Here is a 26,963-nt window from a genome sequence, read left to right as displayed (position 1 = left end):
AGTGCCCGCGGACGAATCCCAGCCAACGGCGCGTGGGCGACGATTATGCGGTTTACACATCGCACAGGCCAGGCCAGGCCACGAACGAGACGGACGATGGTTGGACACGAGTAGTTCCAGAGAACGACTCCGTAGGTCAGAGAAGAGATCGACTGCACGCCGGCGACAGTCGGTTATCACCAGGTGGACAATGTACCGATAAGCTACACTATGTCAACTTGTCGGGCCCTCCTGGAAGACTCCACGTATGGCCGACGCGACGGTGACAAAAACGTCAGAGACAGTGTTGCTGCGCTGTTCTCCGCTCGACGGGTGCGGCAAATTGAAACCGCGAAAACAGATAGTGCGGCTACAACCCGATCCGTTATGTGGGGCGTGCTACCAACGGGCCCGCAGGCTTCTGCAAGACCCCCAAGAGGTTCGGCGTGCGAATCTGTGGGCTAAGTATCGGATCACGCCCGAAGAGTACGATTCTTATCGGGCGGCACAGGAATACCGTTGCGCCATCTGCGGACGAGATGAAACTGCGATTGATCTGAAGCGTGTCGGCGGCCGACCTCGCGCAGACGGCAAACCGCTCGCGAAAGTGCCCCTGGCCGTCGACCACGATCACGTCACTGGCGCAGTTCGCGGATTGTTGTGCCCATCCTGTAACGCTGGATTAGGTGCGTTCGGCGACGATCCCGTGCGTCTAGCCGCGGCAATCACCTACCTTCGAGCGCACCTGTCCCCTGAGGCCGCGTAGAGCGGTCGCAGATGGCACACCTTCAATGCTTCGCCGCCGTCAGTCGCTCGGGTTTCGACCAAGCAGGTCGCGCTCCAGGAAATCTCGGAAGATTCGCGCGAGATTCTTCGCGGTTGCGTCGGCATAGTCACCGAGTCGATCTCCGAGTTGAAAGGCCTCATTGATGACGGCCCGCCGTGGCAGTTCAGCACGGACCTCGTCGCCGAATTCCGTGTGTACCCGTTCCCTGATCGACTCGTCGATGCCGTTTCTACGGTCGAAACCGGACAAAACTACACCACCCCACTTGAGTGGATGTGTTCGTTGGATCCGCTCAACTCGGTCACGGGCCTCACGGGCTTTGCGTACCGCATCAAGGGTCGGTGTGATCGGTGCGTACGCAACGTCACCTAGATGCATGGCCAGGGCTTCCAGAGAGCCCGTGCGGCCGCCGGTGTCGATCAAAACAACCTCATAGCGGCCGAAGATGCCGGCAGCGTCAAAGATGGCCCGCAACAATCCAGTGTCCGATACGCCGAAGCCCGCAACGCGACCTAAGGACGCACCTGCAGGCAGCAAGTCGATGCCGGGCCACCTGGTTTCAATGATCTCCTCATCGATTCGCTTCGCGCCCTTATCGGGGTTCCCCCAAAAACTGATATCCGCATCCTCAAGCACCGAACCCAAGCCGGTCGAATGCTGCGACACCCCAAAGTGATTAGACAGATTTCGCTCCGGGTCCGCGTCGACCAACAACGCGGAGATCCCGGCCCGCGAGGCCTCCCCTGCCAGCATCATCTGCCATAGTGTTTTCGCTGTCCCGCCCTTGCCCGAAAGCACCAGCACCGAAACGGCTACCACAGCGAGCCCTTATGCAATGCCTTCCTCACCTCGCTGCATTCCTCCATCCTGTTCGCGCTGTTGCCAGACACTGCGCGTCCTCCCCTGATATGTCGAGCAGCGGATATCCCTTCGCCACCCTCGATGTGAACGGCAATCACGGCGAGCTGATCGGCGGCCTTTGATCCTATGTGGTGGACACAGGAGAAGCCGTTCGTCCCGGCTTCTTCCGGGAACCCCCTGGCTGTCACCGCAGCCGAAGTGGACCTCGCCCACGCTGTGCCCCACGCCGACGGATAGCGCGGCGGTCTGACTACTCAAGCGGCCCGATTGCTCGAGGTACACCACCTGGGTGGACACTATGACGTGGCCCTTTCTTCAACGGTATTCAAAGTCGAACTTGGCATCTCCGATGTCGATCACGGTTATTACGCCGATCACGCGCTGACCGTGGCCCGTCATCCCAGTGAGACCGATGAGCGGATGGTGGTGCGGTTGTTGGCGTTCGGGCTGCGCGCACACCGACTCAGCGACGTCGACGGTGAGTTGGCGTTCGGGGCGGGTCTGTCCACCCCTGGCGTGCCGGACTTGCGGCTCGCGGACTACACCGGCCGGATCCTGGAGTGGATCAACGTCGGCCAGCCTGACGAACGCGTCTTGAGCAAGGCAGCCAGCCAGTCCGACCAGGTGCTGCTGTTCCCGTTCGCCGCCGGTGTGGCCACCTGGTGGCGCACCGTCGGCCCCAAAGTGGCGGGGCTGCCGAACCTGTCGGTGGTGCAGATACCGCACGCGCCGGTGCAGCAACTGGCCCAGACTGTCGATCGACGGGTCTCGGCGCAGGTGATGGTGATCGAAGGTCAGGTGACGATGACCGTGGGCGGAGTCGACGTCACCTTCACGCCCGAGCCATTGCAGTGAGCGTCTGAGCCCGAGGTGCTGGTCGATGGCGTTGGCGCCCACCCTCTAATAGTCCGGGCGAGTAACCGCGCGTAGGTCCAGCTGAGGTATCCCGGAAAAGTCAGCTGGGCTGCACGTGTACAACGGCACACCATGCGCGACGGCGCTGGCCGCAATGAGCGCGTCATAGGCCCGCGCGGCGGGTTTGCGGCCCGAAGTACGCAACGCTGCAGCGACACCCCCAAATGCCCGCGCACTCTCGGCGTCGAACGGAAGGACTTCGAAATCCGCCTCTGCCTGCTGCAGGTGCTGCTGCCGCGCACTACGTTCCGCATCCGTCTGCGCCACATGCGGCCCGACGGACAGCTCAGCGAGGGTTACCGCACTGATCACGGATTCGTTTGGCAGCTCGTCCGGATCCGCCAGGCGGCCGAGCAGAATCACCGTGGACGTGTCGAGCATGCCTCGTGACTGGTCGGCCGGCCCTGTCACAACGCTGGGTCCATCACGCTGTCCACATCTGAACGCAACGTCTCCACGTCCACGCGCGGCAGGTTTCGGCGACGGCGAATCAGTTCAGTCGGACTGACACTACGACGCGGTAACGGGCTCAGCTCGGCCACCGCCGTGCCATCACGCGTCACCACGATCCGCTCACCCCGTTCCACCCTGCGCAGCACTTCCCCACCGTGGTTGCGTAGGTCGCGAACTGTCACTACCTCGGTCATGCATCAAGCGTATTACCGGTGAGACACACCTGTGGAGGTCATTGCAAACCCGTTCGACACGTGGGTCATGTGGCCGCGTTGCCATGGTTACGGGTCCAGAATTTCTCGCTCCCGCAGTACCTCCGCCCAGCACCCAACAGCCGTGCTGATGTTGCGGTCGAAGATCGACCAACGGCTTTGATGCCCGAAGCAGTTATGCAACGTCGTGACATATTCCGTCAGTATGTCGATGTCGTCGATTGCGGCGAGGTATCGGCAGGTCTTGTCGTATTCGATGAGCAAGTTGTTCTCGACTGCATATCGCACTAACTGCTCAGTAGTGCTTATCCGTTCCATCTCAGCCAGAGTCAGGTCGAAACCGCCGCAGAGAGCCGCGGCGAACTCCCGCATGTCGGTGCCATGCGCGAACCGCACCTCGTATGGTAAATCAGGTACCAAATGTTCCCAACGACGTTGCAGTAGTGAACCTTTGAGCGGATGCCCCGCTCGCTCGTATCCGGGGCACGCGGCATCGATCTCAGCCGATCCGATGCCCACGTTGACGAAGAATCCATGCCACGACATGGTCCCGTTGTGCCGGTCGCCCTGAAAGTTGATCACGTCATAGAGCGGTCCCCGTTTCCGCTCGAAGCTGGGGCCGGACACGTCGAATCCACGCGACCGCAGGAAGGGTCCGACGTCGGCGGAAACCATCGCTTCGTAAGCCCGTCGCAATGATCCGACGGCCATCCCCTCGCCCATGCCCCAAGGCTAGGTCGTCGGCGCAGACCCTCCGCGCACCAATTCAGAGGCGCCGGCAGGGTCAGGTTCTCCGTCCACCGCCGGTCGACCATCGAGGCTCACGTCCACGCGCCGTGATTCTACGATCACCTTGCGCTACACGCCTCCGCGCCGCAGCATCCGACCCTGTGCGGTCTGGAAGTCAATCTTCTTGCCGCGCAACCAGGTACTGGTCACGACACCGGCGAGTGCACGTCCGTCGTACGGGCTGATCGGGTTCTTGTGGTGCAGCTTGTGTACGTCGACGACCTGCGCTGACTCCGGCTCGAAGATCGCGAAATCAGCGTCGTAGCCGAGCGCGATCTTGCCCTTGTTGTTCAGGCCGGCGAGCGCGGCGGGTTTGGCCGCCATCCACTCGACCACCCGCGTGAGTTCTATCCCCCGACGCTTGGCCTCGGTCCAGATCAACGACAGGCCGAGCTGCAGCGACGCGACGCCGCCCCAAGCAACCCCGAAGTCACCGTTCTCGACGTCTTTCAGGTCGATCGTCGACGGTGAGTGGTCAGACACGATGCAGTCGATCGTGCCGTCGAGCAGGCCCTGCCACAGAAGTTCCCGATTCGACGCTTCACGAATCGGCGGACAGCACTTGAATGCGGTTGCGCCGTTCGGGATCTCCTCGGCCAGCAGGGTCAAGTAGTGCGGGCACGTTTCGACGGAGATCTTGACGCCGTCGCGCTTCGCGGTGGCGAGCATCGGCAGTGCGTCCGAGGACGACAGGTGCAGGATATGTGCGCGGGCACCGGTCCACCGAGCGCGCTCGATGACCTCGGCGATCGCCACATTCTCGGCGCCGCGCGGTCGCGACGCCAGGAACCGCTCGTACCGGTCCCCCTCGGCCGAGGGGGCATGGTCGATGGCGCGGGAGTCCTCGGCGTGCACGATCATCATGGAGTCGAAGCCGGCCAGCACGGCCATGTCCTTCTCCATCTCGTCCGCGTCCAGATGCGGGAACTCGTCGACGCCGGAGTGCAGCAGGAAGCACTTGAAGCCGAACACGCCATCGTCGTGCAGGCCGCGCAGATCGTCGGTGTTGCCGGGGATCGCGCCACCCCAGAAACCGACGTCGATGTGCGTCTTGCCCGACGCCGCCGCCCGCTTGGCGTTGAGTGCTTCGACATTGACCGTCGGCGGGATCGAGTTGAGCGGCATGTCGATCAGCGTGGTCACACCGCCGGCCGCCGCTGCGCGGGTAGCGGAATCGAACCCCTCCCACTCGGTGCGGCCCGGCTCGTTGACGTGGACGTGCGTATCGACCAAGCCGGGGATCATCACTTGGTCGTCGGTGAGTTCGACGATCTCCGCGCCGGTGAGGCCACTCCCCAGCGGCTCGATCGCCACGACGCGACCGTCGCGGATGCCGATCTCGCGAGCGACGATTCCTGCCGTCGTCAGGGTGCGTTCGCCGCGGACCACCAGGTCGTAATCGGGTCGATTCGACTGTTCAGGGGCGTCGGCGGTCATCGGCAGCTCTCCAATGTTACGAACATGATTCCTCATCGTGGAAGTAGAACCCCATCGTAGATAAACATTATGTGTGAGCGCCGACACAGTCAATCGGGCGAAAAGCTTGACACGCGGCGTCTAGATACGCGTTACTTATCAAAACTGTGGAGTATTTCTTCCGCAGAGTGGAATGTTTGCGACGGCGCTGGGCGTCGACGCTCCGACCGTGACAGGCTTACCCATGAGTACAGAGTCCACCGGGCTGATCGACGACTCCAATCGAGACGATGTAACCCCATTCGCCCACGTGAGTCCGCATCTGTACAACGCCGATCTCGCGCCCACCAAGCGCGAAGGCCGACGGTGGAGCGCGTACAACATCTTCACGTTGTGGGCCAACGACGTACACAGCCTGGGCAACTACTCGTTCGCGATCGGACTGTTCGCCCTCGGCCTCGGTGGGTGGCAGATCCTGGTGGCGCTGGGACTCGGCGGCGCCTTCCTCTTCTTACTGCTCAGCCTGTCCGGGTTCATGGGAGAAAAGACCGGCGTCCCGTTCCCGGTGATGAGCCGCATCGCCTTCGGTATCCGCGGCGCGCAGATCCCCGCCATCATCCGTGGCGCGGTCGCGATCGCATGGTTCGGCATCCAGACCTACCTGGCGTCCGTGGTGCTGCGCATCTTGATCGTCGCGCTCACGCCGTCGGCCCAGACCCTCGACTCCAACCGCTTCCTTGGCTTGTCGACGCTCGGCTGGATCTCGTTCGTCGCGCTGTGGGTGATCCAGGTGGTCATCGTCAGTTACGGCATGGAAATGATCCGCAAGTACGAGGCGTTCGCCGGTCCGGTCATCCTGATCACGATGGTCGCGCTTGCGGCCTGGATGCTCAACAACGCCGACTGGTCCATCGCGTGGACCACACCCGATTCGCTGACCGGCCTCGACATGTGGCTGAAGATCGTCGGCGGCGCCAGCCTGTGGGTCGCGATCTACGGCACGTTCGTCCTCAACTTCTGCGACTTCACGCGAAACGCGAAGTCGAAGCGGGCGATCGTGAAGGGCAACTTCTGGGGTATCCCGCTCAACATGCTGGTGTTCGGCGGCATCGTCATCACTCTGGCCGGCGCTCAGTTCCGCATCGACGGACGCATCATCGAATCGCCCGCCGACATCGTCAAGGAAGTGCCGAACACCCTGCTGCTGGTGCTTGCGGCACTCGCGCTGCTCATCCTGACCATCGCGGTGAACCTGATGGCGAACTTCGTTGCTCCGATCTACGCGCTCAACAACCTCTTCCCGAAGCACCTGAACTTCCGTCGCGCAGCACTCATCTCGGCTGTCATCGGCCTGGTGATCCTGCCGTGGAACCTGTACAACGCGCCTGCCGTCATCAACTACTTCCTCGGTGGACTCGGTGCCATCCTCGGGCCGCTGTTCGGCATCATCATGGCCGACTACTGGCTGGTGCGTCGCTCCAACATCAACGTGCTGGCCCTGTTCACCACCGACGCCGACGGCGAGTACCACTACGCGAAAGGCGTCAACGTGCGCGCCGTGGTCGCCCTCGTCATCACGGCGGTAGTGGCCCTCCTGCTGGCGTTCGTTCCGGCGTTCAAAGCTGTCTCGGAGTTCTCCTGGTTCATCGGCGCAGGGCTCGGTGCGATCGTGTACTTGGTAGTCGCAGACCGCCGAGGTCCGTTCAACGATGTCTCCGGCGAGCCGATCGCCGTGGCCAGCACGCACTAGTAGGGACCCGTCATGAGAATCCTCGTAGCCAACGTCAACACGACGGTCTCGATGACCGATGCGATCGCGGAGTCGGCGCGCGGTGTCGCGTCGCCGGGTACCGAGATCGTCGGTATCACACCGCGTTTCGGTGCGGACTCGTGCGAAGGAAACTTCGAGAGCTATCTCGCGGCCATCGCTGTCATGGACGCGATCACGTCGTACCCCGATCCGTTCGACGCGGTGATTCAGGCCGGATACGGCGAGCACGGCCGGGAAGGTCTGCAGGAGTTGCTCGACGTCCCGGTGGTTGACATCACCGAGGCGGCCGCGTCGACCGCGATGTATCTCGGGCACAAGTACTCGGTCGTCACCACGCTCGATCGCACCGTCCCGCTCATCGAAGACCGTCTCAAACTCGCCGGACTCGACGCACGATGCGCGTCGGTGCGGGCGTCCGGTCTCGGTGTGCTCGAACTCGAATCAGATCCCGACCGGGCGGTCGAGGCGATCGTCCGGCAGGCGCGAGAGGCAGTCGAGAACGATCACGCCGAAGTGATCTGTCTGGGCTGCGGCGGCATGGCCGAACTCGAAGAGAAGGTGAAGGCCGCGACCGGCGTCCCGATCGTCGACGGAGTCCGTTCGGCGGTCACCATCGCCGAAGGGCTGGTCCGGATGGGCCTGTCCACGTCGAAGGTGCGGACCTACGCGACTCCCCGCGAGAAGAAGGTCATCGGCTGGCCTTTTCAGCTGTAGGCCAACGAGATAGACGACACCGGGCGCCTCCGAAGAGGCGCCCGGTTTTTCGCGTCAGAGCATGATCTGGCGGTTGACGTCCTTGTACAGCAGGTAACGGAAGTTCGACGGCCCGCCGGCGTAGCACGCCTGCGGGCAGAAGGCGCGCAGCGAGAGGAAGTCGCCCTCTTGAACTTCCACCCAGTCTCCGTTGAGGTGATAGACGGCCTTGCCCTCGAGCATCAGGAGGCCGTGTTCCATCACGTGGGTCTCGGCAAACGGAATGGTCGCGCCGGGTTCGAAGGTGACGATGTTGACGTGCATGTCGTACCCGAGGTCCTGCGGGTCGAGCATGCGTGTCGTGCGCCATTTGCCGTCGGTCCCCGGCATGGCCGACGGTTCGATGTCCTGCTCGTTGCCGAACTTGACCGATACCGGGTGGCCCTCGATGGCCTCATAGCGCTTGCGGATCCACACGAACGTGGCGTCGACGTCGCCGTTGTTGTGGGCCGACCAGTCGGTGCCCGCGGGAAGGTAGGCAAAGCCGCCCTCGGTGAGGGTCTGCGACTGGCCCGCCGCGTCGACGGTGAGTGCACCGGAGGTGACGAACAGGAAGCTCTGGACCTCGGGTTGCGGCTCGGGTCGCTGCGCCCCGCCGCCCGGCTTGACCTCGACGATCGCCTGGTAATACGTCGTCGCACCACCGGCGACCGGCCGATTGATGATCCATGCGCGCGTATCGGTCCACTCCGGGAACACCGAGGTGACGATGTCCGAGAGGACGCCGCGCGGGATCACCGTGTAGGCCTCGGTGACGATGGCGCGGTCGGTCAGCAGATCGGTCTGCGGGGGCAGGCCGCCGCGAGGCGTGTAGTACGACGCAGTCGTCATTGATTGCTCCTGGTTGTGCGGCCGAGCGCGATGTCGCGCACGGTAGATGTGGACAGCTCGGTGGCGGTCTCGATCTCGTCGGCAGTGAGGGCGCCGCACACGCTGCCGCGATGGATCACGTTGGCGAGTGCGCGGGCGGTGGCCGGCTCGTCCATGACGGTCGAGTCGAGCCGGTGGACATAGTTGCGCAGGCGGGTCGCGGCAGGCGCGAAGGCACCACGGTAGAACGCGTAGGTCGCCAGATGTCGGGTGACGAGTTGGGCGGGATGCATGTCCCAGCCCTGGTAGATGCCGCGTTCCAGATGGCGCCGGACCAGGCGCGCGTGCAGCTTCCAGGCCTTGGCGACGTTGTCGGGGTCGCCGACCGGGAGGATGTTGGTCGATCCGTCGGACATGTGAACACCGGTGCCTGCGACGGCGAGCTGCATGACGTTCTTGGCGTGGTCTGCCGCCGGGTGCTCCATCGACTGGTAGGCGGCGGCGATACCGAGGGACGCCGAGTAGTCGTAGGTCCCGTAGTGCAGCGAGCTGACGCGGCCCTGGCCGGCGTGGATGAACTGGGCGACGGGTGCGCGGCCATCGGCGCCCAGGATCGCCTGCGGTGTCTCGACCTGCACTTCGAAGCGGATGCGGCCGGCCGGCAGTCCGTTCGCATCTTCGAGCGCGCTCGCGACCACGACCATCGCCTCAACCTGGTCGACGGACGTCACCTTCGGGAGGGTGAGGGTGAGACCGTCGGGCAGGCCGCCGGACTCGACGAGTCCGCTGACGAACATGTCCAGCGTGCGCAACCCACGCGCCCGGGTGCCTGCCTCGAAGCACTTGAAGCGGGTGCCCACGAACGGCGGCGAGGTGCCCGCGTCCAGCGCGATCCGCAGTGCGGCGATCGCCTGTGCGACGTCAGCGTCCTCGGTCGCGTCGTCGAAAGTGCCGTAACCGTCCTCGAAGTCGATCCGGAGGTCTTCGATCGGCTCGGTGGTCAGCTTGTCCTCGACGAGGGCCGCGAGGGTCTCGGGCGCACAATCGGTTCCGCTGCTCGCCCCTACGAGTGCAGCGACCGCGTCGAGCCCGCCCGCCTCTCTCGCGGCGGCGAGCGCCATGGATCCCCAGTCGGCGGGCATCGTCGCCGTATACCGGTTGCCCGGGATGTAGACCGTGTGTACCGGTTGCCGACGGCCGTCATCGCCGGGGTATCGGTTCACCAATTGTGCGTCGGCGGCCGAGAGGCGGCGGTCGACGTCGGCCAGCACCGCATCGCTGAGGCGTCGTCTCACAGGTCTCCCCTCCATCTCCGGAAGTCTCCGTCAAAACAGGATTCCACATTGTGGAGTTTAATGCGAGGTCCGAACGTGCCTGATGCACGTCATTCTCCAGCAATATCTTTTCCATATTGCGGAAATATTCGTGCGCGTGTTTGATGGAACGAAAGTCATCAGCTGGGAGTGGACTGTATGGCGGAGAAGTCGGGCGGCGTCCAGTCGGTGGAGCGGGCGTTCGAGTTGATGGAATTGATCGGGCGTGCGGGCGGAGAGTGCTCGCTGACGGAGTTGTCGGCGGAGTCGCCACTGCCGCCGCCGACCATTCACCGTCTCCTGCGCACGCTGGTCACGATCGGCTACGTGCGCCAACTCCCCAATCGCCGCTACGCCCTGGGGCCGCGATTGATTCGGCTTGGTGAAGTGGCGAACCGCCAGTTGGGTGCGGTGGCCGCGCCGGTACTGCAGTCGTTGGTCGACGAACTGTCGGAGACGGCGAGTCTCGCGGTGCTCGACGGTGACATGGTGATCTACACCGGGCAGGTTCTGCCATCGAACCTGACGCAGACGAACAGCGAGGTCGGCAAACGCGTCGGTCTGCACACGTCCGGGGTGGGCAAGGCCGTCTTGGGTGAGCTGGATGATGCGCGCATCCTGAAACTGGTCACGCAGTCTGGGCTTCCCGCACCGACCGAGAAGAGCGCGTCCACCCTCTCCGCGATGTTCGCGAACGTCGAACGCGTGCGCGTCGACGGGTATGCCATCGACGACGAGGAGCTCGAGATCGGTGTTCGCTCCGTCGCGATGGCAGTGCCCGGCGCTCCGACCCCGATGGCGATCGGCATCTCAGGGCCCGCAGCTCATTTCAGTGAGGAATTGATCGCCCGAGCCGTTCCCGCACTCAAGAAGGCGACCAGCGTGATCTCGGAAGCTCTGATCGGGGCGAGGGAGCAGTAGACCTCCGCGAACCGCACTCGGCCGCCACTAGAACGTGTTCTAATTCGGTGCATGTCCAGTTCGGCAGCGGGACACGCCGACCCCGCGTTCGCGGAAGTGAAAGCCGTCTTTGAAGCAGGTTTAGCCGACGGCGACGACCTCGGCGCCGCGGTAGCGGTATTCGTCGACGGCCGTGCGGTGGTGGATCTGTGGGGAGGTATCGCCGACAGACGGACCGGGCGTCCGTGGACGCGCGACACCGCGTGTCCGACCTTCTCCTGCACCAAGGGCGTGACAGCGACCGCGGCACTCATGGTCGCCCAGCAACGCGGCCACGGCGCCGACGAACCGGTGAGCACCTGGTGGCCGGAATTCGCACAACACGGCAAACACGACACCACACTGGGCGACCTGATGGCCCACCGCGCCGGCCTGCCCGTGTTGGAACGCCCGGTTTCGGCGGCCGATGCCGCGGATCCCGCGGCCATGGCCGACTTGTTGGCGGGCCAATCCCCGCTCTGGCAGCCCGGGACCGAACATGGTTATCACGCTTTGACATTCGGATGGCTGGTCGGCGAATACGTGCGCCGCCACACCGGTATGACAGTCGGCGAGTTCACCCGGCGCCACTTGGGCGATCAGCTGCTCATCGGCGCTTCCGGCGCGGCAGTGCGCGAAGCTGCCCGCGTCAGTTCGCCACCTCCCGAGCAGCGTGCCTGGACCGCCGAGAACGCGCCGCCGATACCCGACGACACAGTCGCCGAGATGGTGGCCGCGTTCGCCGACTCAGAATCGCTGTTCATCCGGGCATCGTCGAATCCCGTTGCTTCCTATAGTGATCCAGAGGTATTGGCGGGCGGCTGGCCCGCGTCCGGCCTGGTCACCACCGCTCGTGATCTGGCCAAATTCTATTGCGACCTGATCGGCGGAGCGCTGATCGCAGAGGATCCTCTGCGGGAGGCGATCACCGAACGCGTACGCGGCCAAGACCGGGTGCTGCGCTTGGAAAGCGCATTCGGGCTCGGCTACATGCTGCCGTCGCAGAACTTCGTGGTGCCCGAACCTGCACAACGGACTGTTTTCGGCCACCCGGGGGCCGGTGGCTCGGTGGGACTGGCAGATCTCGAACACAAGCTCGCCTTCGCCTTCGTGCCCAATCTGCGCCGCGACTGGCTGGCCGGCGATCGCCGCGCCTATCGGCTCATCGCCGCGGTGTACGACGCGCTCTGACACTGCGACGCAACTAACACGCGCACGGCGCCGGCACTTGGCCTCAAGCCGTTCCTTGAAGGGCTCCGGGTTTTCCTGAAGTGTTGCGAGGATGAATCGCAACGTGCTCATTCGCGCCTTTGCCGCCCTACGGTTCACAACCGGCATCGCCGCATGGTTGGCTCCGAACACCACAGGTCGGCTCATGGGACTCAGCGCCGGACGGGACCAGCCACTCACTACTCAGCTCTTCGGCTCGCGTGAGCTGACGCTGGCCGTCGCGATCACAGATACCGCTTCCCCACGACTGCAAACTCGCGCGTTGCAGCTAGGACTGCTCACCGACCTCCTGGACGTCATCGCTGCCGTGCGCGGGATCCGGGCCCGAACCCTCTCGACTACCGGCGCTGTCGTCGCCGGAGGTGGTGCGGCGCTTTTCGCCGGCCTCGGAGTCGCGGCGCTCACCAGTCGGGAGCAATCGTCCACGCTCGTGCCGGAATAATTCCGCACCTGGCCAACTTGCCTCAGGAGTCGCACTTCCCCGACTCAGGAGCATTCACATGACCCGTCCCGTTCGCGTCGCCGTGCAGATCCAGCCCGGCGGTGCGCCCGACTACCGCACGTGGCGCGACGCCGTGCTGGCCGCCGACGACCTCGGCACCGACGTGATCTTCGGTTACGACCACTTCCACCGTCCAGCATTAGAGGCCATCGTCGACGGAAAACCCATCCTGCTCGACGAGCAACCCGACGTTGCCAACTTCGAGGGCTGGACCGCGCTCGCGTCGTGGGGTGAGATCACCTCGCATGCCGAGATCGGGCTCCTCGTCACCGGAGTCGGTTACCGCAACCCGGACCTGCTCGCCGACATGGCGCGCACGGTCGATCACATCAGCGGCGGCCGGCTCATCCTCGGCCTCGGCGCCGGATGGTACGAAAAGGATTACACCACCTACGGTTACGACTTCGGCACCTTCGGCTCCCGCTTCGATCTGTTCGACGAGAGCCTGATCCGTATCGAGAACCGGCTGGCTGCACTGATCCCGCCGCCCGTGCGCAAGCTGCCGATCCTCATCGGCGGCACCGGGCCCAAACGCTCGCTGCCCGCCGTTGCCCGGCACGCCGACATCTGGCACGCGTTCCAAGAGCTCGACGCGTTCCGCAAGTCCAGCGACCGCGTCGACGAGCTGGCGGCCACGTTCGGCCGCAACGGCGCCGACATCGAACGCTCGACGCTGTGGCAGGACGAGGACAGCGCCGATGCCTTCCGCGAAGCGGGCGTGACGTTGTTCCAGACCGAACTCACCGCCGACAACGGGTACGACCTCACGTCCCTCAAGCAGGTGCTCACGTGGCGGGACAACGGGTGACCACAAACCGCCGGCTCAACGGTCATGGGATCGCTGCTGGTGCGAGACGCTGCCGCCAGACCGCCTCGTCGTCGTCGACCCCAGTGATGCGCAGCACGACCTGGTCGGCGCCGGCGGCGTGATAGTCGGCAACCCGTGAAGCAATGGCGTCGGCGTCGCCCGAGGCGGTGACCGAATCCACCAATCGCGGGGCGATGGAGTCGATCTCGGATTCAGTGAAGCCCTGACGCCGGAGGTTGTTGCGATAGCCGGGCGACGTGGTGAAGAAGCTCAATGCAGCTGCGGCTGCACGCCGGGAGGCGCTGCGGTCGGTGATCGGGATGACCATCAGCAGCACGATGAGTTGACGGTGCGGGCCCAGCGTTGCGCGCGCGCTCTCAACGTAGGACGGCGTCACCAGGAACGGGTATGCGCCTGCGGCGCGATCGCGCGCCAGCGCAAGCATTTTGGGGCCGAGCGCAGCCAGGATTCGGGATTCGGCCGGCACGCCGCCGGAGTCGAGATGGTCTAGGTAGCCGTTGAGCGTGCCGAGTGGACGCTGTCCATGCGCACCGCCGAGACCGACGAGAAAGCGGTCCGGGTAGTCCTGATGAAGCTCATCGAAGGCGGCGACCACGTCACCGGGTTTGACCCTGTCGACGGAAATAACCCCCGGGGCAACCTGAATGCTCTCGGTGCTGCGGACCGCAGCGCCGAGCATCGGCAGGAGGTTGGCGCGCCCGCCGGGTATCCATAAACTCGAATACCCCAGCGATTCGGCCTGGCGTGCTTGATCGGCCGCATCGTCGAGGTCGTGAAATCCGACTTTGCTGCCCGCGACACCCACTGCGCGCATCGAACCCATCAGGGCTCCCGGCAGATGTCGCGCGCTTCACCGTCGGGTATCTCGGGATCAACGTGCCAGCTGATGACCCTCTCGGGATGTATGCGCAAGACGTCGTGGCTGAACCAATCCGGGGCGACGGGCGGCTCATCGACGACTATGGCCTCGGCGTAGCCGCGCACCTCCACCCCGCGACCCATCCCTGGCTTGATCGCGCCGGGGACGTCGGGAGTCATGTCGTCAACGACCAAGCTGACCCTCGGACGTGCCAATGCGTTGCGGAATCGCCGGGTCGAGCGGTGGTTGGGGCCGCCGATGTCGATCGTTCCGTCAGCGTTGAGGCGGAATCCCAGGGGACGCACGTTGGGCACCTGATCCGGCCCGATGGTGGCCAATCTGCAGAGCCCCTGCTGTTCCAGATATGCACGTTCAGCCGCGGTGAAAACCATGATCCCGAGCCTAGAATCTCAACCAAACTTCAGGTCAAGGCGCGAAATTCAGCGAACAGCCACCCACACTGTGCATACACCGGATATGTATCGCGCACACTAGGACACGCATCCGACGCCATGGAGGAACATGAGCCCCGTCGCCGAATTCGACTACGTCATCGTGGGAGCAGGCAGCGCGGGCTGCCTGCTCGCCAATCGCCTCAGCGCCAACCCTGACCACCGCGTGCTTTTGATCGAAGCCGGCGGCAAAGACAACTGGTTCTGGATCAAGGTGCCGGTCGGCTATCTGTACACAATCGCCAACCCCCGTACCGACTGGTGCTTCACCACCGAGGCCGATCCCGGACTGGCCGGCCGCAGCATCCACTATGCACGGGGTCGCGTGATCGGCGGCTGCTCCTCGATCAACGCCATGATCCACATGCGCGGGCAGTCAAGCGATTACGAGCTGTGGGCGCAAGCCACCGGTGACGACCGCTGGCTATGGGGCGGCCCAGGCAGTCCCGGCGAGACACTGGCGATCTACAAGGAGCTGGAGGACTACTTCAGCGGAGCCGACGAGTGGCACGGCGTCGGTGGTGAGATCCGCGTGGAGCGGCCGCGGGTGCGCTGGAAGATCTTGGATGCCTGGCAGGCCGCCGCTGCCCAGGTGGGCATCTCCCCGATCGAGGAGTTCAACCGGGGCGACAACTCCGGCAGCGCCTACTTTCACGTCAACCAACGGCGCGGCCGCCGCTGGTCGATGGCCGATGCCTTCCTGCATCCGATCGCCCACCGCACCAATCTCACCGTCTACACCCAGACGCAGGCCGTGCGGCTGCTGATGGATGACCAGGTCCACGACGATCAGCGTCGCGGTGCCTGGACCACGGCTCAGCACCGTGTCACCGGCCTGCGGCTGCTCAAAGACGGCCAGCTCGTCGACGTTCGCGCCCGCCGCGAGGTGATCCTGAGCGCCGGAGCGATCGGCTCGCCGCATCTCATGCAGGTCTCGGGTCTGGGCCCGGCCGAGCTGCTCGCCCAGCACCAAGTGCCGGTGGCAGTCGACCTGCCAGGAGTGGGTGAAAACCTCCAGGACCATCTACAACTCCGGACGGTCTACCAGGTGCAGGGCGCCCGCACCGTCAACACGCTGTACCGGAATTGGGTCACCCGCGGCGGCATGGGGCTTCAGTATCTGACGTTGCGATCCGGACCCATGACGATGCCGCCCTCCACGCTCGGGGCGTTCGCGAAAAGCGATCCCGCGCTGGCCAGCCCGGATTTGGAGTGGCATGTGCAGCCCTTGTCGTTGCCGAAGTTCGGCGAACCGCTGCACAGTTTCGGCGCGATCACACCCTCGGTCTGCAATCTGCGCCCCAGCTCGCGTGGTCATGTGCGCATGGCCAGTGCCGATCCGCTGACCAACCCGAAGATCGCCTGCAATTACCTGTCGACCGACGCCGATCGTCACACTGCCGTGAAAGGCCTCCGGATGACCCGGCAGATCATGGCGGCGCCCGCGTTGGCCCCCTACGGCCCCCAAGAATTGCTGCCGGGCCCGCAACTGGTGAGCGACGAAGACCTGCAGCAGGCCGCCGGTGAACTCGGAACAACGATCTTCCACCCCGTGGGCACCTGCGCGATGGGAGCTTTTGACACACAAGGACTTCCGCGGTCACCTGCCACGGTGCTCGATACCGATTGTCGCGTGAATCGCGTCGCCGGCCTTCGAGTGGTCGACGCCTCGGCGATGCCCACCATCACGTCCGGCAACACCAACGCGCCGGTCATGCTGATCGCGGAGCGGGCTGCGCGGGCGATTCTGGGATAACGCACTCGGCGCGCCTACCCCGTGCACAATGCACCGATCCGGGCTACCTTTCGGCCGGTGTGGTCGACCCAAACCGCTGTGCTGTCCCTGAGATCCGGCACAAGCAGCCGCGAACCCTCCGATGGCCACTGCACGAATTCGTACCCAGCCAGTTCGTCTTGAAGTGCTGACGCGACCCAAACCATGGCTTGCGCGGAAGTGGTCTCGAGCGCGAAACCGCGGCCGGCCGAGAATGCGCCCAGGTCGGCGTCATCGGTCAACGTCGCCAATCCGATCGCTACCGAACTGTCCGAGAACACTGTCAGCGTCCATTCGACGCCATCCAGCCTGACGGCTCTCCCCTGTCGCCGGCATCCGAGATCACGCGTGACGGCTGCCAGGGCGGCGGCCCACTCGCGCGGCACTTCGGATGCAGCGCTACCGGCAAATGGAACCCGCCACTGACGCACTACCGCCGGGCCCGCCAAATCGCGTCATCCGACTATCGCCGCTGCGCGGCAGCGCGGTGCACCAGCTCGAGGACCAGGCTGGTCCAGTCCTGTTCGGCGAGGGGCCTACCGCGGTCTTCCGCCTTCAATTTCCAGGCGATGAGCGCCGCAACGACGTCGTCGTCTCCGCGGTTGCGGTACTCGCCCGCGCCGGTGGCGTCGCCTGCGGCTTCGGCGAGCAGCCGGTCCTCGTGTTTGAGATAGGCGTCGATGAGTTCGTCGGCGCAATGGGCGGGGTGAAATATCAACTGTTGTGCGCTCATACCCCACGCTACCAGGGCATTTGTCCCGCTGTCTGGAGTTCGACCGAGGATGCAACCGGCCTGAGACCACAGCCGATGGGTCTCCCCCGCCACTTCTCCCGGGGCTGCTGAGCAAACCCGGCATCGAGATCATGCACAAGAGAGAAGAATGTCAACATGACGCACCAGATCGCCCTGACCGATCAGGAGAAGCAGGCCCGCCTGGACGTCAACCAGCTCAAGCAGTTGGTGGGCCTGGTCGATTACGACCTGAGCAAGGACCCGTTTCCGGTAACCGGTTGGGATGCCATCGTCTTCGTGGTCGGCAATGCCACCGAGGCCGCGAGTTATTTCCAATCCACATGGGGCATGGAACTGGTCGCATACTCGGGACCGGAGAACGGCAACCGCGACCACAAGGCGTTCGTGCTGCGGTCGGGCTCTGTCCGGTTCGTCCTCAAGGGCGCGGTGAGTCCCGACAGCCCGCTCGTTGCCCACCACGCCAGGCATGGTGACGGCGTTGTCGATGTCTCGTTGGAAGTTCCCGACGTCGACAAGTGCGTTGCGCAGGCCAAGCTGGCCGGCGCAACGGTGCTCGAAGAACCGCACAACCTGTCTGATGAGCACGGCACCGTGCGAGTCGCCGCCATCGCGACCTATGGGCAGACGCGACATTCGCTGGTTCAGCGGGCGGTCGACGGCACCCGCTACAACGGTCCCTATCTGCCGGGGTATCAGCCGGCCACGAGCAGTTACGTCAAGCGTGACGGTGCTCCCCCGCGGCTGTTCCAGGCATTGGACCACGTGGTCGGCAATGTGGAGCTCGGCAAGATGGACGAGTGGGTCGGTTTCTACAACCGGGTCATGGGGTTCGTGAACATGGCCGAGTTCATCGGCGATGACATCGCCACCGACTACTCGGCGCTGATGTCGAAGGTGGTGGCCAACGGGAACCACCGGGTGAAATTTCCGCTCAACGAACCGGCCGCGGCCAAGCGCAAGTCGCAGATCGACGAGTACCTGGAGTTCTACCGCGGTCCCGGCGTCCAGCACTTGGCGCTGGCAACCAACGACATCCTGCGTGCCGTCGACGCGCTACGACAAGAGGGCGTGCAGTTCCTCGACACCCCGGATGCCTACTACGAGGACCCGAAACTGCGCGCCCGCATCGGCGAGGTGCGGGCGCCGGTCGAGCAACTGCAACGGCGCGGCATCCTCGTCGACCGTGACGAGGACGGGTATCTGCTGCAGATCTTCACCAAGCCGTTGGGTGATCGTCCGACGCTCTTCTTCGAGCTCATCGAGCGCCACGGCTCATTGGGTTTCGGCAAGGGCAACTTCAAGGCCCTGTTCGAGTCGATCGAGCGTGAGCAGGAAAGGCGCGGGAACCTGTGATGACCGAATACCTGTCGGGCTTCGGCAACGGCTTCGAAAGCGAGGCGCTGCCCGGCGCGTTGCCCGTCGGCCGCAACTCGCCGCAACGGTGCGCCTACGGTCTCTATGCCGAGCAGCTCAGCGGCTCACCGTTCACCGCGCCCCGCGCCACCAACAAGCGGTCCTGGCTGTACCGGATTCGGCCGAGCGTGGCCCATTGGGGCCACTTCACCGCCGTCCACACCGATGGGGTCACCCGGTGGCGCTCGGCACCCGACGATGCAGCACCCGTGCCCATCGCCCAAATGCGCTGGAATCCAATGCCGATGCCTGATCCCGGGGTCGAGGAAACGACGTTCATCACCGGCGTCCGCACCATCACAACCGGCGGGGACGTCGCGACCCGAACCGGGTTTGCCTGCAGCGTCTACTCCGTCACGTCGTCGATGATCGACGCCTATTTCTACAACGGCGACGCCGAGATGCTGTTCGTCCTGGAGCATGGCGAAGTTCGCTTCTGGACCGAGTTCGGAGTCATCGACGCCGAACCCAGCGAGATCGTCGTGATCCCCCGCGGGGTGAAGCTTCGCATCGAAGTCCCCGACGGCCCGGCCCGCGGCTACCTGTGTGAAAACTACGGCGGCTCTTTCACTCTCCCCGAACGCGGACCGATCGGCGCCAATTGTCTGGCCAATCAACGCGACTTCCTCACCCCCGTCGCGAACTACGAGGATCGCGAAGTCCCCTCCACCATGTATGTGAAGTGGGGTGGCACTCTGTGGCAGACCGATCTGGGCCATTCTCCGCTGGATGTTGTTGCCTGGCACGGAAATTACGCTCCGTACAAGTACGACCTGCGGCGTTTCTCCCCTGTCGGACCGGTGTTGTTCGACCATGCCGATCCGTCCATCTTCACGGTGCTCACCTCACCCAGCGAGGCCCCGGGTACCGCCAACGTCGACTTTGTCTGCTTCCCCGAGCGGTGGATGGTCGCCGAGGACACCTTCAGGCCACCGTGGTACCACATGAACGTGATGAGCGAGTTCATGGGACTCGTGCACGGTGTCTACGACGCCAAACCAGACGGATTCGTCCCCGGCGGCTTCAGCCTGCACAACAGCATGACTCCACATGGTCCCGACGCCAATGCCTTCCAAGCCGCCAGCACCGAAGAACTGAAGCCGGTCAAACAAGAGGACACGCTGGCCTTCATGTTCGAAACCCGGTTCCCGCAGAAGGTCACCACCTACGCCGCGAACCTCCCTCAGCGGCAACAGGATTACGCGGACTGCTGGAGCGGGTTGGTCAAGCGATTCGATCCGGGCAAGCCGTGACCGCGTCGGCACCAGCACTGGATTTCACCCATGACCCGCGGTCGTACAGTTGGGTCGCCTCCGCAGGTTCCAACAGCGACTTCCCCCTGCAGAACCTGCCGTTCGGCGTGGTGGCCGGTCCCGCCGGCGAACCTCACGGCGTGGTCCGTATCGGGGACGCGGTTCTGGATCTGCGCAGACTCGCCGCGTCGGGGTTGCTCACCGGGGAAGCTCAGGCGGCGGCCGAAGCTGCCGCAGGCGGAACGCTGAATGCGTTGTTCGCCTTGGGGTCTGGACCTCGGGTCGCACTACGCAGGGCGCTGCATGCACTGCTGGTCGAAGGCGCGCCGAACCGGGACTCCGTGGCCGGGTTTCTCACCCCACTGCCCGAGGTCGACGTGCTGCTGCCCGCCCGAATCGGTGACTACACCGATTTCTACGTCGGCATCCACCATGCACGCAACATCGGTGCTCTGTTCCGGCCCGACGAGCCCCTGCCACCCAACTACAAATGGGTTCCGATCGGCTATCACGGACGTGCCTCGAGTGTGCGCGTCAGCGGTACCCCGATCACCCGGCCGCAAGGGCAACTGAAAGACCACGGTGCGTCGGCCCCGGTTCTGGCACCCACCCGGCGGCTGGATTTTGAACTCGAGCTCGGCGTGTGGCTCGGTCCCGGGAATCGTCTCGGCGAGCCGGTGACGCTCGACGACGCCGAATCCCACGTCGCCGGTTACTGCCTGCTCAACGACTGGTCGGCGCGTGACGTGCAGGCCTGGGAGTACCAGCCGCTGGGCCCGTTTCTCGCCAAGAGCTTCGGTACCACGGTCTCTCCCTGGGTCGTCACTCCAGAAGCGTTGGCGCCGTTCCGGATCCCTGTGGAACGCCCCGCGGACGACCCCGCTCCCCTGCCCTACCTCGACAGTCCCCGCCATCGCAGCATCGGTGGGCTCGACATTGACCTGCAGGTACTCATCGCCACGGCCCAGATGCGCCACAATGGCGAGCCGCCACACGTGATCTCGCGCTCGTCGAGCCGCCACATGTACTGGAGTGTCGCGCAGATGCTCACTCACCACACCAGCAATGGATGCGATCTACAGCCCGGCGACCTGCTCGGCAGCGGCACCCTCTCCGGTCTAATCACCGGTTCCGAAGGCAGCCTGATGGAGCTCAGCCATGGCGGAAAAACACCAATCACGCTGCCCAACGGCGAAACCCGGATGTTTCTCGAAGACGGCGACGAAGTTGTGCTCATCGCCAAAGCCCACCGCCCAGGCGCGACCACCATCGGGTTCGGCGAATGCGTCGCGGTTGTCCGGCCAGCGATCACCGCCCCGTGACTTGAGACGCGTCATGCAGCAGGCGCTCGACCATGCCGTCGTCCACGTCTGCGAAGAACGCGCCGACAACGTCCTCGATCTCGTTGAATCCTCTGGCGCAGAAGAGAACTGGCTGATAATGCGTGATGTCGTAGGTCTGCACACCCATCCGGCCGATGTTCAGCGGTCGGAGGTCGGCCGCATCGACCTGCTGGATCTCCCCGTATGACGAGAGCAGCCCAGCACCATAGGTGCGCACTTCGCCATGCTCACGCACCACGCCGAATTCCAAGGAGAACCAGAAAACCTTCGATATGAACTCGAGCGCCTCAGTCGTTTTCACGCGCCGCGCCGCCTGTCCGGCCAGTCGGTACAGCGTCGCGAAGCGCTCATGGGCCAGGCAATTGCCGTGGCCGACCACCTCGTGGATCAGGTCGGGCTCAGGCGTGTAGAGCGGCACGGAGTGGTGCCGGATGTACTGGGTGGAGTGGAAGATTCCGTCTGCGAGCAGTCCGTAGAACTCCCGCAGGGGCACCAGCCCGGCTGCCGGCACATACTGAAAGCCGGTGAGCGGACCCAGCATCTCGTTGACCTCGACGAGTTGCGGGATCCGGTCCTCGGGAAGTCCGAGTCGCTCCCGGCCCTGCAGGTACGCGGCGCAGGCCAGGCGCTGGTGCAGTTTGTGAAGCTCGGCGCACGCGATGCGCCAGACCTCCTGCTCATCGTCGGTGTATGTCGCGACCGGTGGCGGTGTTCCGGGCTGCCAATCCATCGCGAGCGCGGCAATCGCGTTGCGGCGGGCGCGGTATTCCGGGTCGACCGCGCCTGGGTGATCAGCAGCCAGATGAACCGTGACGCCATCCTCCGAGCGCGTCACCGGCGCATACAGCTTCGCCTCTTCGAACATCGCTGCCTCCCGGGTGTCCGGGCGTCGCAATGAGCGGCGTCGTTCGTGTCCGGCCGTCGCAACGGGGTACCGTCGCGGCAGCCATGTGGGTAGGACTTGTGGTCCTGTCAACCAGGATAGGCGCGCCGGCCTGGTCGAAGACTGCGCAGCAACGGCGCGCCGCGTGCTCCTACAGCCCGGACGGTACGACCTTCCCGTTCACGGTCACCTCGACCTGGCCGGTCTTCGCGTTGTAGGTGACCTTGCCGTGCTCGAAGGTCTCCACCAACAGATCGCCGTCGGGCTGCTCGTCGCTGGTGGGTGCACCCAGCGGACCCACCGAACCGTTATCGCCGGTCACCGCGGGCACGCCCGCCGGGTCGCGCGGGACGTTCCAGGCCTCCCGAATCTTGCCCCGGGTGATGTACGCGGGCGTACCCGCCTCGTCGCTCTTGGCGGTGATCACGCCGCCCTGGAACTGCTGGAAGAACACGCCGCCCTCCCGCTTTCCCGCGTTGCGGTCACCCGTCAGTGGCTTACCCAGGGCTGCCTTCTGATCCTCGGTTGCCGATGCGTACTTCGCGGCGATCGGGCCGGTCAGCGTCACCTCGACGTCTCTATCCCCGATGAGCTTCACTTCCTTGGGCTGTCCAGGGGTTTCCGTCGTGGAGGTGGCGATCAACCCGACCTGAGGCGACATCGACGTGTCGACGCTGTTGCCGTTGCTGCAGCCCGCAATGGTCAGCGCGACGGCGGCCAGGCCGGCGACTGCTGTGTTGCGGTATGCGTTCGTCCTCATGGGTTTTCCCTCCCGCGTGTCCTGTGGTCTGGGTCAGGCTGTGGCTGAACCCGCGCCCGGCCGGACTATAACGGAAACACTTGAGTGGCGCAGGCGGTCGCGCTCTTCGTCGCTCCGAACAGACCAACGCCATCAGTGCTTTTCGGCGTGCCACGCCGAGAATGCAGCCCAGGCTTCGTCCTTGCTCCTCAAGCACGGTTTTCCGGCGATTTTCCATTGCGAGAAGCGGGATTTTATGGCTTCACCGGTGAGTCGTTAGCGTCAGTTTGATGGAGTGGAATTTTCGGCCTGCCGGAGAACAAGCAGTCGCGCTACGCACTGGTGAGGTGTCCTCGGTAGAACTGACCGAGGCGGCCATCGCTGCGATCAACCGCCATGACGGCCAGATCAACGCGATTTGTGTGCCGGACTTCGATCGTGCACGCGAGGCTGCGCGGCAAGCCGATCACGCGCGAGCGCGGGGCGAGGACCTTCCCCTGTTGGGTATTCCGGTGACGGTCAAAGAGTCCTACAACATGGTCGGGTTGCCCACGAGCTGGGGCATGCCGCCGTACCGGGACTTCATGCCGTCCGAAGACGCAGTACAGGTGTCGCGCCTCAAAGCCGCGGGTGCGGTGATACTCGGGAAGACCAACGTCCCCTTGGGGCTGCAAGACATCCAGACGTTCAACGACATCTACGGCACCACTCACAACCCGTGGGATCACGGTCGTACGTCGGGCGGATCTTCCGGCGGATCGGCGGCCGCCCTGGCATCCGGCTTCGGTGCGCTGTCCATCGGCTCCGACCTCGCCGGTTCACTGCGCACCCCCGCACATTTCTGTGGCATCTACGCGCACAAGCCGACGCTCGGGTTGGCAGCGATGCGAGGTATGACGCCGCCGTCGGTACCGGCATTACCGGTCGAGGCCGATCTCGCCGTTGTCGGTCCGATGGCGCGCACTGCATCTGACCTCGCTCTGCTGCTCGACGTGATGGCCGGACCGGACCCACTGACGTTCGGCGTGGCGCATGAGGTGACGTTGCCGCCGGCGCGCCACGAGAGGCTCGACGACTTCCGGGTCCTGGTCCTGGAGGAGCACCCGTTCATCGCGACCGGCGCCGCAGTGCGCGCCGGCGTAAACCGGGTGGCCGACGCTCTCGTCGCCAACGGGGCCCGCGTCGAACGGCACAGCCCGCTGCTGCCCGATCTGGCCGAGGCCGCGACCGTGTACACGCAGTTGCAGTTCTCCGGCTCCGTCGCACGATTCCCGATCGAGGCCTACGAGCAGCTGCAGACCCGCGCTGCTGGGCTGAGTGCTGACAACCAGACCCTCGACGCGGCGCGGCTGCGCGGAATGGTGCTGAGTCACCGGGATTGGATCGAGGTGAACCACCGTCGCGAGATCCATCGTCATGGCTGGCGGCAGTTGTTCAGCGAGTTCGATGCCGTGGTGTGTCCGATCACTCCCACTCCCGCGTTCCCGCACGACCACCACCCTGATCCGTTGCAACGCCGGCTCGACATCAACGGCGCTGAATACCCCTACTTCGACCAGCTCGTCTGGGCTGGCGTAGCCACCATGCCCGGCCTGCCCGCGACAGCGATACCCGCAGGCCGGTCCCCCGAAGGTCTACCGGTAGGAGTGCAGCTCATCGGTCCGATGTTCGAGGACCGCACCCCGTTGCGCCTGGCTGAACTGCTCGAACAACAGATCGGCGGATTCCAAGCGCCGAGCTCGGACCGCTAGGTGCAGTAGTACTGGCCGTTGAGAACACAATTCAACGGAGGCGTGTAAGAACCGCTGAGTACGCCTCGCATTCCACCTTTCGCCGAGCCACCGGGTGGAATGATGCGATTCCAATTTACGGGCGTGAGCACGTAGTGCGTGCCCGATCGGCTGATGGTGCTGCTCCACGTGTGTGAGACGGATTCGCCTGGCGGCAAGTCGAATTCAAGCCTCCAATCGGCCATGGGCACCGCGCTCGTGTTGGTGATGACGAAGCGGGCGATGAAGCCGGTCTGCCATGTCGACGTCACCGACAACGTCGCAACGGGTGCAGCCGCGTGCACCACGGGGGTGACGGCGAGGCCGACAGCGGCGGCAATGAGTGCCGACACAGTGAGGTGAAGCGCTGTGCGCCAGCGCTTCACGTGATCGTTCAGTCCGGCCACAGCAGTTGACACTAAGGTCAACAGGAGAATTTCGGTCCTGGCGTCGCGGCTACGCTGCCGAACTTTTGCTCGATCGCAACCGTTACGAAATTCTGCAACCCAGGCGCGACCGCGCCCAACGTCAGGTCACCGGTTGCAGCGAGGTGCCGGCGGCCCGGTACAGGTCGGCGGCCGCGCTCATCGCGGACTTGACGGTGTTGTAGTACTGCGTGCCGACCCCACCGTGGTACTTGAGCAGCTGCGGGTTCTGCGCGAGCGTGGCTGCCAGCACGGCGTCACCGCTGGTGATGCGGTATTTCTTGAACGCGTCACTGAACCGGGCGATGAAGCGGGCGATCGATTTGTTGGGGTCCTGGCGATCGGCCACGGTTCCGAAACTGGCTTTCTCCTGGAACAGGCCGATGACCTCGTCAGCGGCGCCGCCCGGTCCGCCGTAGGCCTGCACACCGCCGGACGCCGCCGGCCGGAAGCTGGACTCGATCTTCGCGGTGGCGATGACCGTCTTGATCTGATCTTCGCTCAGCTTCGCGGCCCTGCCCTGGCTCACGATGGCCTTGACGATGTCCTGCGCGCTGGAGTCCTTGGTCACGATCACCGGCGCAGCGGCGGGCGGTGGGGCGGCGACCGTTCTGGGAGCGCTGTCGGTCGCCGGCTGTGGTTGGACCGCCACAGACGGATGCTGGTGCACCGGCGAAGAAAGCAGCGTGGCGCCACCGAGACCCGACGCGACGAGCACGCTGCTGATGATCTTCTTGACGTGCTTCGGTTTTCCGAACGTCTCCATGAGTCGGTCGACTCCCGGCATGGGCTTGCTCTCCTCTGTGGGGGGTTTGAACTTGTGGATTCGTGTGGCGGACACGAACGCCCCCCTCCAACCCCGCCTCGCGATGCAAGACAGGGTTGAACTGCACACCGGTCATCAGTGCGGCGACCAGCACCGCACGATCGGGCGCACGCCAGCAAGAGTTTGCTGCATGGATTACAGCTGCGGCGACGCAGGAATTGACCTGCCGCCCGACACGTCACATCTGTGGCAACCACCACCCCGGTTGCCAAAATGTGATCCGTGCCACCTTGCCTGGTACTACGGCACCGTGGCGATTAGCCGAGAACTGTATTGGAACATTCAAGAGATGGCAAAACGCCAGTACAGTCCGGATGATCAGACGTCCGCGCAGCGGTGATCGATGGCCGTCTCGATATTTGCCAGAACGTGTGCCGGAAGCCGTCAGGCGTCCAGCCGTGCGAGTGCTTTCCGGCGGCTAGGCGGGGACGAAAGACGCGGTGGCACAACGCCTCTCGTCAGTTGATGATCTCGGCTCGTTCGTCGTCGCGGATCGCCGCCAGCCGGTCCCGCCACATCTGCAGCGCCTCAGGCGTCAGCCGCGTCCAGTCGGTAACTTCACGCACCACCCGAAGCGGTGATTCGCTCCGAAAGGACCGCGTGGGGTTGCCCGGAAACTTCTTGTCCGTGACGTTCGGATCATCCTCAAAGGGCCCGGTGGGAAGGACCTCGTAGACGTGTGGGGTCGACCCGTCGAGCGCGGCCACCTCTGCCGCGAGTCCAGCGCCGTCGCGCAGCGCGGTGAAGTAGATGTGATTCATGACGACCTCGGGCCGGTAGTTGGAGTTGAACCCTGCCGTCAGAAGGTCGCCGGGGCGCAGTTCTGCCTTGGTGCCGTGAAAGAACGGGCCCTCGTCAAGTGCCTCACTCACCGAGCCGATGTTACTGAGGTTTGAAAACACTCAGTTTGGCTA

Annotated in this window: 28 protein-coding genes; 13 read left to right on the top strand and 15 right to left on the bottom strand. The window is 64.5% G+C overall.

The annotated features are described in order from the left end of the window. Positions 1-247 precede the first annotated feature (247 nt). Positions 248-745: an endonuclease VII domain-containing protein gene (locus G6N57_RS21295; protein WP_077740695.1), complete on the top strand. Its 498-nt coding sequence runs from the start codon at positions 248-250 to the stop codon at positions 743-745. A gap of 39 nt (positions 746-784) precedes the next feature. Here G6N57_RS21295 and G6N57_RS21290 read toward each other — a convergent pair whose 3' ends face one another. Beyond that, on the bottom strand, positions 785-1,585 hold the full coding sequence (locus tag G6N57_RS21290; protein WP_077740696.1) for a ParA family protein: 801 nt from the start codon (positions 1,583-1,585) through the stop codon (positions 785-787). 345 nt (positions 1,586-1,930) lie between these two features. Between G6N57_RS21290 and G6N57_RS21285 the strand changes: the two genes are divergently transcribed. Then, the gene (locus tag G6N57_RS21285; RefSeq protein WP_077741930.1) at positions 1,931-2,482 is read left to right on the top strand and encodes a YaeQ family protein; all 552 of its coding nucleotides are present in this window, start codon (positions 1,931-1,933) and stop codon (positions 2,480-2,482) included. A gap of 45 nt (positions 2,483-2,527) precedes the next feature. On the opposite strand, the gene G6N57_RS21280 is transcribed toward G6N57_RS21285, so the two are convergent. The 4 genes from G6N57_RS21280 to allB form a co-directional block, all read right to left on the bottom strand. After that, the gene (locus G6N57_RS21280; RefSeq protein WP_077740697.1) at positions 2,528-2,923 is read right to left on the bottom strand and encodes a type II toxin-antitoxin system VapC family toxin; all 396 of its coding nucleotides are present in this window, start codon (positions 2,921-2,923) and stop codon (positions 2,528-2,530) included. Positions 2,924-2,949: 26 nt separating this feature from the next. Continuing rightward, positions 2,950-3,189: a type II toxin-antitoxin system Phd/YefM family antitoxin gene (locus G6N57_RS21275; protein ID WP_077740698.1), complete on the bottom strand. Its 240-nt coding sequence runs from the start codon at positions 3,187-3,189 to the stop codon at positions 2,950-2,952. Between the two features lie 87 nt (positions 3,190-3,276). Further along, entirely contained in the window at positions 3,277-3,930 is a 654-nt protein-coding gene (locus tag G6N57_RS21270; protein WP_077740699.1) for a DUF4304 domain-containing protein, read from the bottom strand. A gap of 135 nt (positions 3,931-4,065) precedes the next feature. Beyond that, positions 4,066-5,433: an allantoinase AllB gene (allB, locus tag G6N57_RS21265; RefSeq protein ID WP_077740700.1), complete on the bottom strand. Its 1,368-nt coding sequence runs from the start codon at positions 5,431-5,433 to the stop codon at positions 4,066-4,068. Positions 5,434-5,656: 223 nt separating this feature from the next. Here allB and G6N57_RS21260 point away from each other — a divergent pair, with 223 nt between their 5' ends. Both G6N57_RS21260 and G6N57_RS21255 read left to right on the top strand, forming a co-directional pair. Then, positions 5,657-7,162 (top strand): NCS1 family nucleobase:cation symporter-1, encoded by a 1,506-nt coding sequence (locus tag G6N57_RS21260; RefSeq protein ID WP_097926365.1) that lies wholly within the window; start codon positions 5,657-5,659, stop codon positions 7,160-7,162. A gap of 12 nt (positions 7,163-7,174) precedes the next feature. Continuing rightward, entirely contained in the window at positions 7,175-7,897 is a 723-nt protein-coding gene (locus G6N57_RS21255; protein ID WP_077740701.1) for an aspartate/glutamate racemase family protein, read from the top strand. A gap of 54 nt (positions 7,898-7,951) precedes the next feature. Here the strand turns inward: G6N57_RS21255 and G6N57_RS21250 are convergent, their stop codons facing one another. Together G6N57_RS21250 and G6N57_RS21245 are read right to left on the bottom strand one after the other, a co-directional pair. After that, a complete protein-coding gene (locus G6N57_RS21250; RefSeq protein WP_077740702.1) occupies positions 7,952-8,767 on the bottom strand; it encodes a bifunctional allantoicase/(S)-ureidoglycine aminohydrolase in 816 nt (271 codons plus the stop codon). Continuing rightward, positions 8,764-10,041 (bottom strand): DUF6986 family protein, encoded by a 1,278-nt coding sequence (locus tag G6N57_RS21245; protein WP_077740703.1) that lies wholly within the window; start codon positions 10,039-10,041, stop codon positions 8,764-8,766. The genes G6N57_RS21250 and G6N57_RS21245 overlap by 4 nt, the downstream gene beginning before the upstream one ends. A gap of 177 nt (positions 10,042-10,218) precedes the next feature. Here G6N57_RS21245 and G6N57_RS21240 point away from each other — a divergent pair, with 177 nt between their 5' ends. The 4 genes from G6N57_RS21240 (at position 10,219) to G6N57_RS21225 (ending at position 13,538) form a co-directional block, all read left to right on the top strand. After that, positions 10,219-10,980, top strand: a complete 762-nt coding sequence (locus tag G6N57_RS21240) for an IclR family transcriptional regulator (RefSeq protein WP_077740704.1) — start codon at positions 10,219-10,221, stop codon at positions 10,978-10,980. A gap of 51 nt (positions 10,981-11,031) precedes the next feature. After that, the gene (locus G6N57_RS21235; RefSeq protein ID WP_077740705.1) at positions 11,032-12,189 is read left to right on the top strand and encodes a serine hydrolase domain-containing protein; all 1,158 of its coding nucleotides are present in this window, start codon (positions 11,032-11,034) and stop codon (positions 12,187-12,189) included. A gap of 184 nt (positions 12,190-12,373) precedes the next feature. After that, complete coding sequence (locus tag G6N57_RS21230) at positions 12,374-12,670, top strand: hypothetical protein (RefSeq protein WP_234815826.1); 297 nt, start codon at positions 12,374-12,376, stop codon at positions 12,668-12,670. A gap of 58 nt (positions 12,671-12,728) precedes the next feature. Continuing rightward, positions 12,729-13,538, top strand: coding sequence for an LLM class F420-dependent oxidoreductase (locus tag G6N57_RS21225; RefSeq protein ID WP_077740707.1), 810 nt, complete (start codon positions 12,729-12,731; stop codon positions 13,536-13,538). A gap of 22 nt (positions 13,539-13,560) precedes the next feature. On the opposite strand, the gene G6N57_RS21220 is transcribed toward G6N57_RS21225, so the two are convergent. Further along, positions 13,561-14,382, bottom strand: coding sequence for a TIGR03620 family F420-dependent LLM class oxidoreductase (locus G6N57_RS21220; RefSeq protein ID WP_077740708.1), 822 nt, complete (start codon positions 14,380-14,382; stop codon positions 13,561-13,563). Beyond that, positions 14,382-14,810: a PPOX class F420-dependent oxidoreductase gene (locus G6N57_RS21215; RefSeq protein WP_077740709.1), complete on the bottom strand. Its 429-nt coding sequence runs from the start codon at positions 14,808-14,810 to the stop codon at positions 14,382-14,384. Before G6N57_RS21215 ends, G6N57_RS21220 begins: the two co-directional genes overlap by 1 nt. 130 nt (positions 14,811-14,940) lie before the next feature. Here G6N57_RS21215 and G6N57_RS21210 point away from each other — a divergent pair, with 130 nt between their 5' ends. After that, positions 14,941-16,626, top strand: a complete 1,686-nt coding sequence (locus G6N57_RS21210) for a GMC family oxidoreductase (RefSeq protein ID WP_077740710.1) — start codon at positions 14,941-14,943, stop codon at positions 16,624-16,626. A 481-nt stretch (positions 16,627-17,107) separates the two neighbouring features. On the opposite strand, the gene G6N57_RS21205 is transcribed toward G6N57_RS21210, so the two are convergent. Next, the gene (locus G6N57_RS21205; RefSeq protein WP_077740712.1) at positions 17,108-17,377 is read right to left on the bottom strand and encodes a hypothetical protein; all 270 of its coding nucleotides are present in this window, start codon (positions 17,375-17,377) and stop codon (positions 17,108-17,110) included. Between the two features lie 156 nt (positions 17,378-17,533). Here G6N57_RS21205 and hppD point away from each other — a divergent pair, with 156 nt between their 5' ends. Genes hppD through fahA form a run of 3 tightly spaced genes read left to right on the top strand, consistent with a single transcriptional unit; the run spans position 17,534 to position 21,386 of the window. Further along, positions 17,534-18,751, top strand: a complete 1,218-nt coding sequence (gene hppD, locus G6N57_RS21200) for a 4-hydroxyphenylpyruvate dioxygenase (RefSeq protein ID WP_077740713.1) — start codon at positions 17,534-17,536, stop codon at positions 18,749-18,751. Continuing rightward, the gene (gene hmgA / locus G6N57_RS21195; RefSeq protein WP_077740714.1) at positions 18,751-20,064 is read left to right on the top strand and encodes a homogentisate 1,2-dioxygenase; all 1,314 of its coding nucleotides are present in this window, start codon (positions 18,751-18,753) and stop codon (positions 20,062-20,064) included. Before hppD ends, hmgA begins: the two co-directional genes overlap by 1 nt. Beyond that, entirely contained in the window at positions 20,061-21,386 is a 1,326-nt protein-coding gene (gene fahA / locus G6N57_RS21190) for a fumarylacetoacetase (protein ID WP_077740715.1), read from the top strand. The genes hmgA and fahA overlap by 4 nt, the downstream gene beginning before the upstream one ends. Here the strand turns inward: fahA and G6N57_RS21185 are convergent. Both G6N57_RS21185 and G6N57_RS21180 read right to left on the bottom strand, forming a co-directional pair. After that, positions 21,373-22,272: a phenylalanine 4-monooxygenase gene (locus G6N57_RS21185; RefSeq protein WP_077740716.1), complete on the bottom strand. Its 900-nt coding sequence runs from the start codon at positions 22,270-22,272 to the stop codon at positions 21,373-21,375. The two genes, fahA and G6N57_RS21185, sit on opposite strands and share 14 nt — an antisense overlap. 169 nt (positions 22,273-22,441) lie before the next feature. Further along, positions 22,442-23,050: an LGFP repeat-containing protein gene (locus G6N57_RS21180; RefSeq protein ID WP_077740717.1), complete on the bottom strand. Its 609-nt coding sequence runs from the start codon at positions 23,048-23,050 to the stop codon at positions 22,442-22,444. A 269-nt stretch (positions 23,051-23,319) separates the two neighbouring features. Here G6N57_RS21180 and G6N57_RS21175 point away from each other — a divergent pair, with 269 nt between their 5' ends. Next, complete coding sequence (locus G6N57_RS21175; protein ID WP_077740718.1) at positions 23,320-24,780, top strand: amidase; 1,461 nt, start codon at positions 23,320-23,322, stop codon at positions 24,778-24,780. Here G6N57_RS21175 and G6N57_RS21170 read toward each other — a convergent pair. The 3 genes from G6N57_RS21170 to arr all read right to left on the bottom strand — a co-directional run bounded on the left by G6N57_RS21170 (position 24,777) and on the right by arr (position 26,951). Beyond that, on the bottom strand, positions 24,777-25,205 hold the full coding sequence (locus G6N57_RS21170) for a cellulose-binding domain-containing protein (protein ID WP_077740719.1): 429 nt from the start codon (positions 25,203-25,205) through the stop codon (positions 24,777-24,779). The two genes, G6N57_RS21175 and G6N57_RS21170, sit on opposite strands and share 4 nt — an antisense overlap. A gap of 121 nt (positions 25,206-25,326) precedes the next feature. Continuing rightward, complete coding sequence (locus G6N57_RS21165; RefSeq protein WP_077740720.1) at positions 25,327-26,010, bottom strand: hypothetical protein; 684 nt, start codon at positions 26,008-26,010, stop codon at positions 25,327-25,329. 497 nt (positions 26,011-26,507) lie between these two features. Further along, on the bottom strand, positions 26,508-26,951 hold the full coding sequence (arr, locus tag G6N57_RS21160) for an NAD(+)--rifampin ADP-ribosyltransferase (RefSeq protein ID WP_407665943.1): 444 nt from the start codon (positions 26,949-26,951) through the stop codon (positions 26,508-26,510). Positions 26,952-26,963 lie beyond the last annotated feature (12 nt).

The sequence above is a fragment of the Mycolicibacterium boenickei genome, from assembly GCF_010731295.1.
GTDB classification, from domain to species: domain Bacteria; phylum Actinomycetota; class Actinomycetes; order Mycobacteriales; family Mycobacteriaceae; genus Mycobacterium; species Mycobacterium boenickei.
The sequence above is the reverse complement of the archived record's forward strand: the minus strand, read 5'-3'. Positions and strand labels throughout refer to the sequence as shown.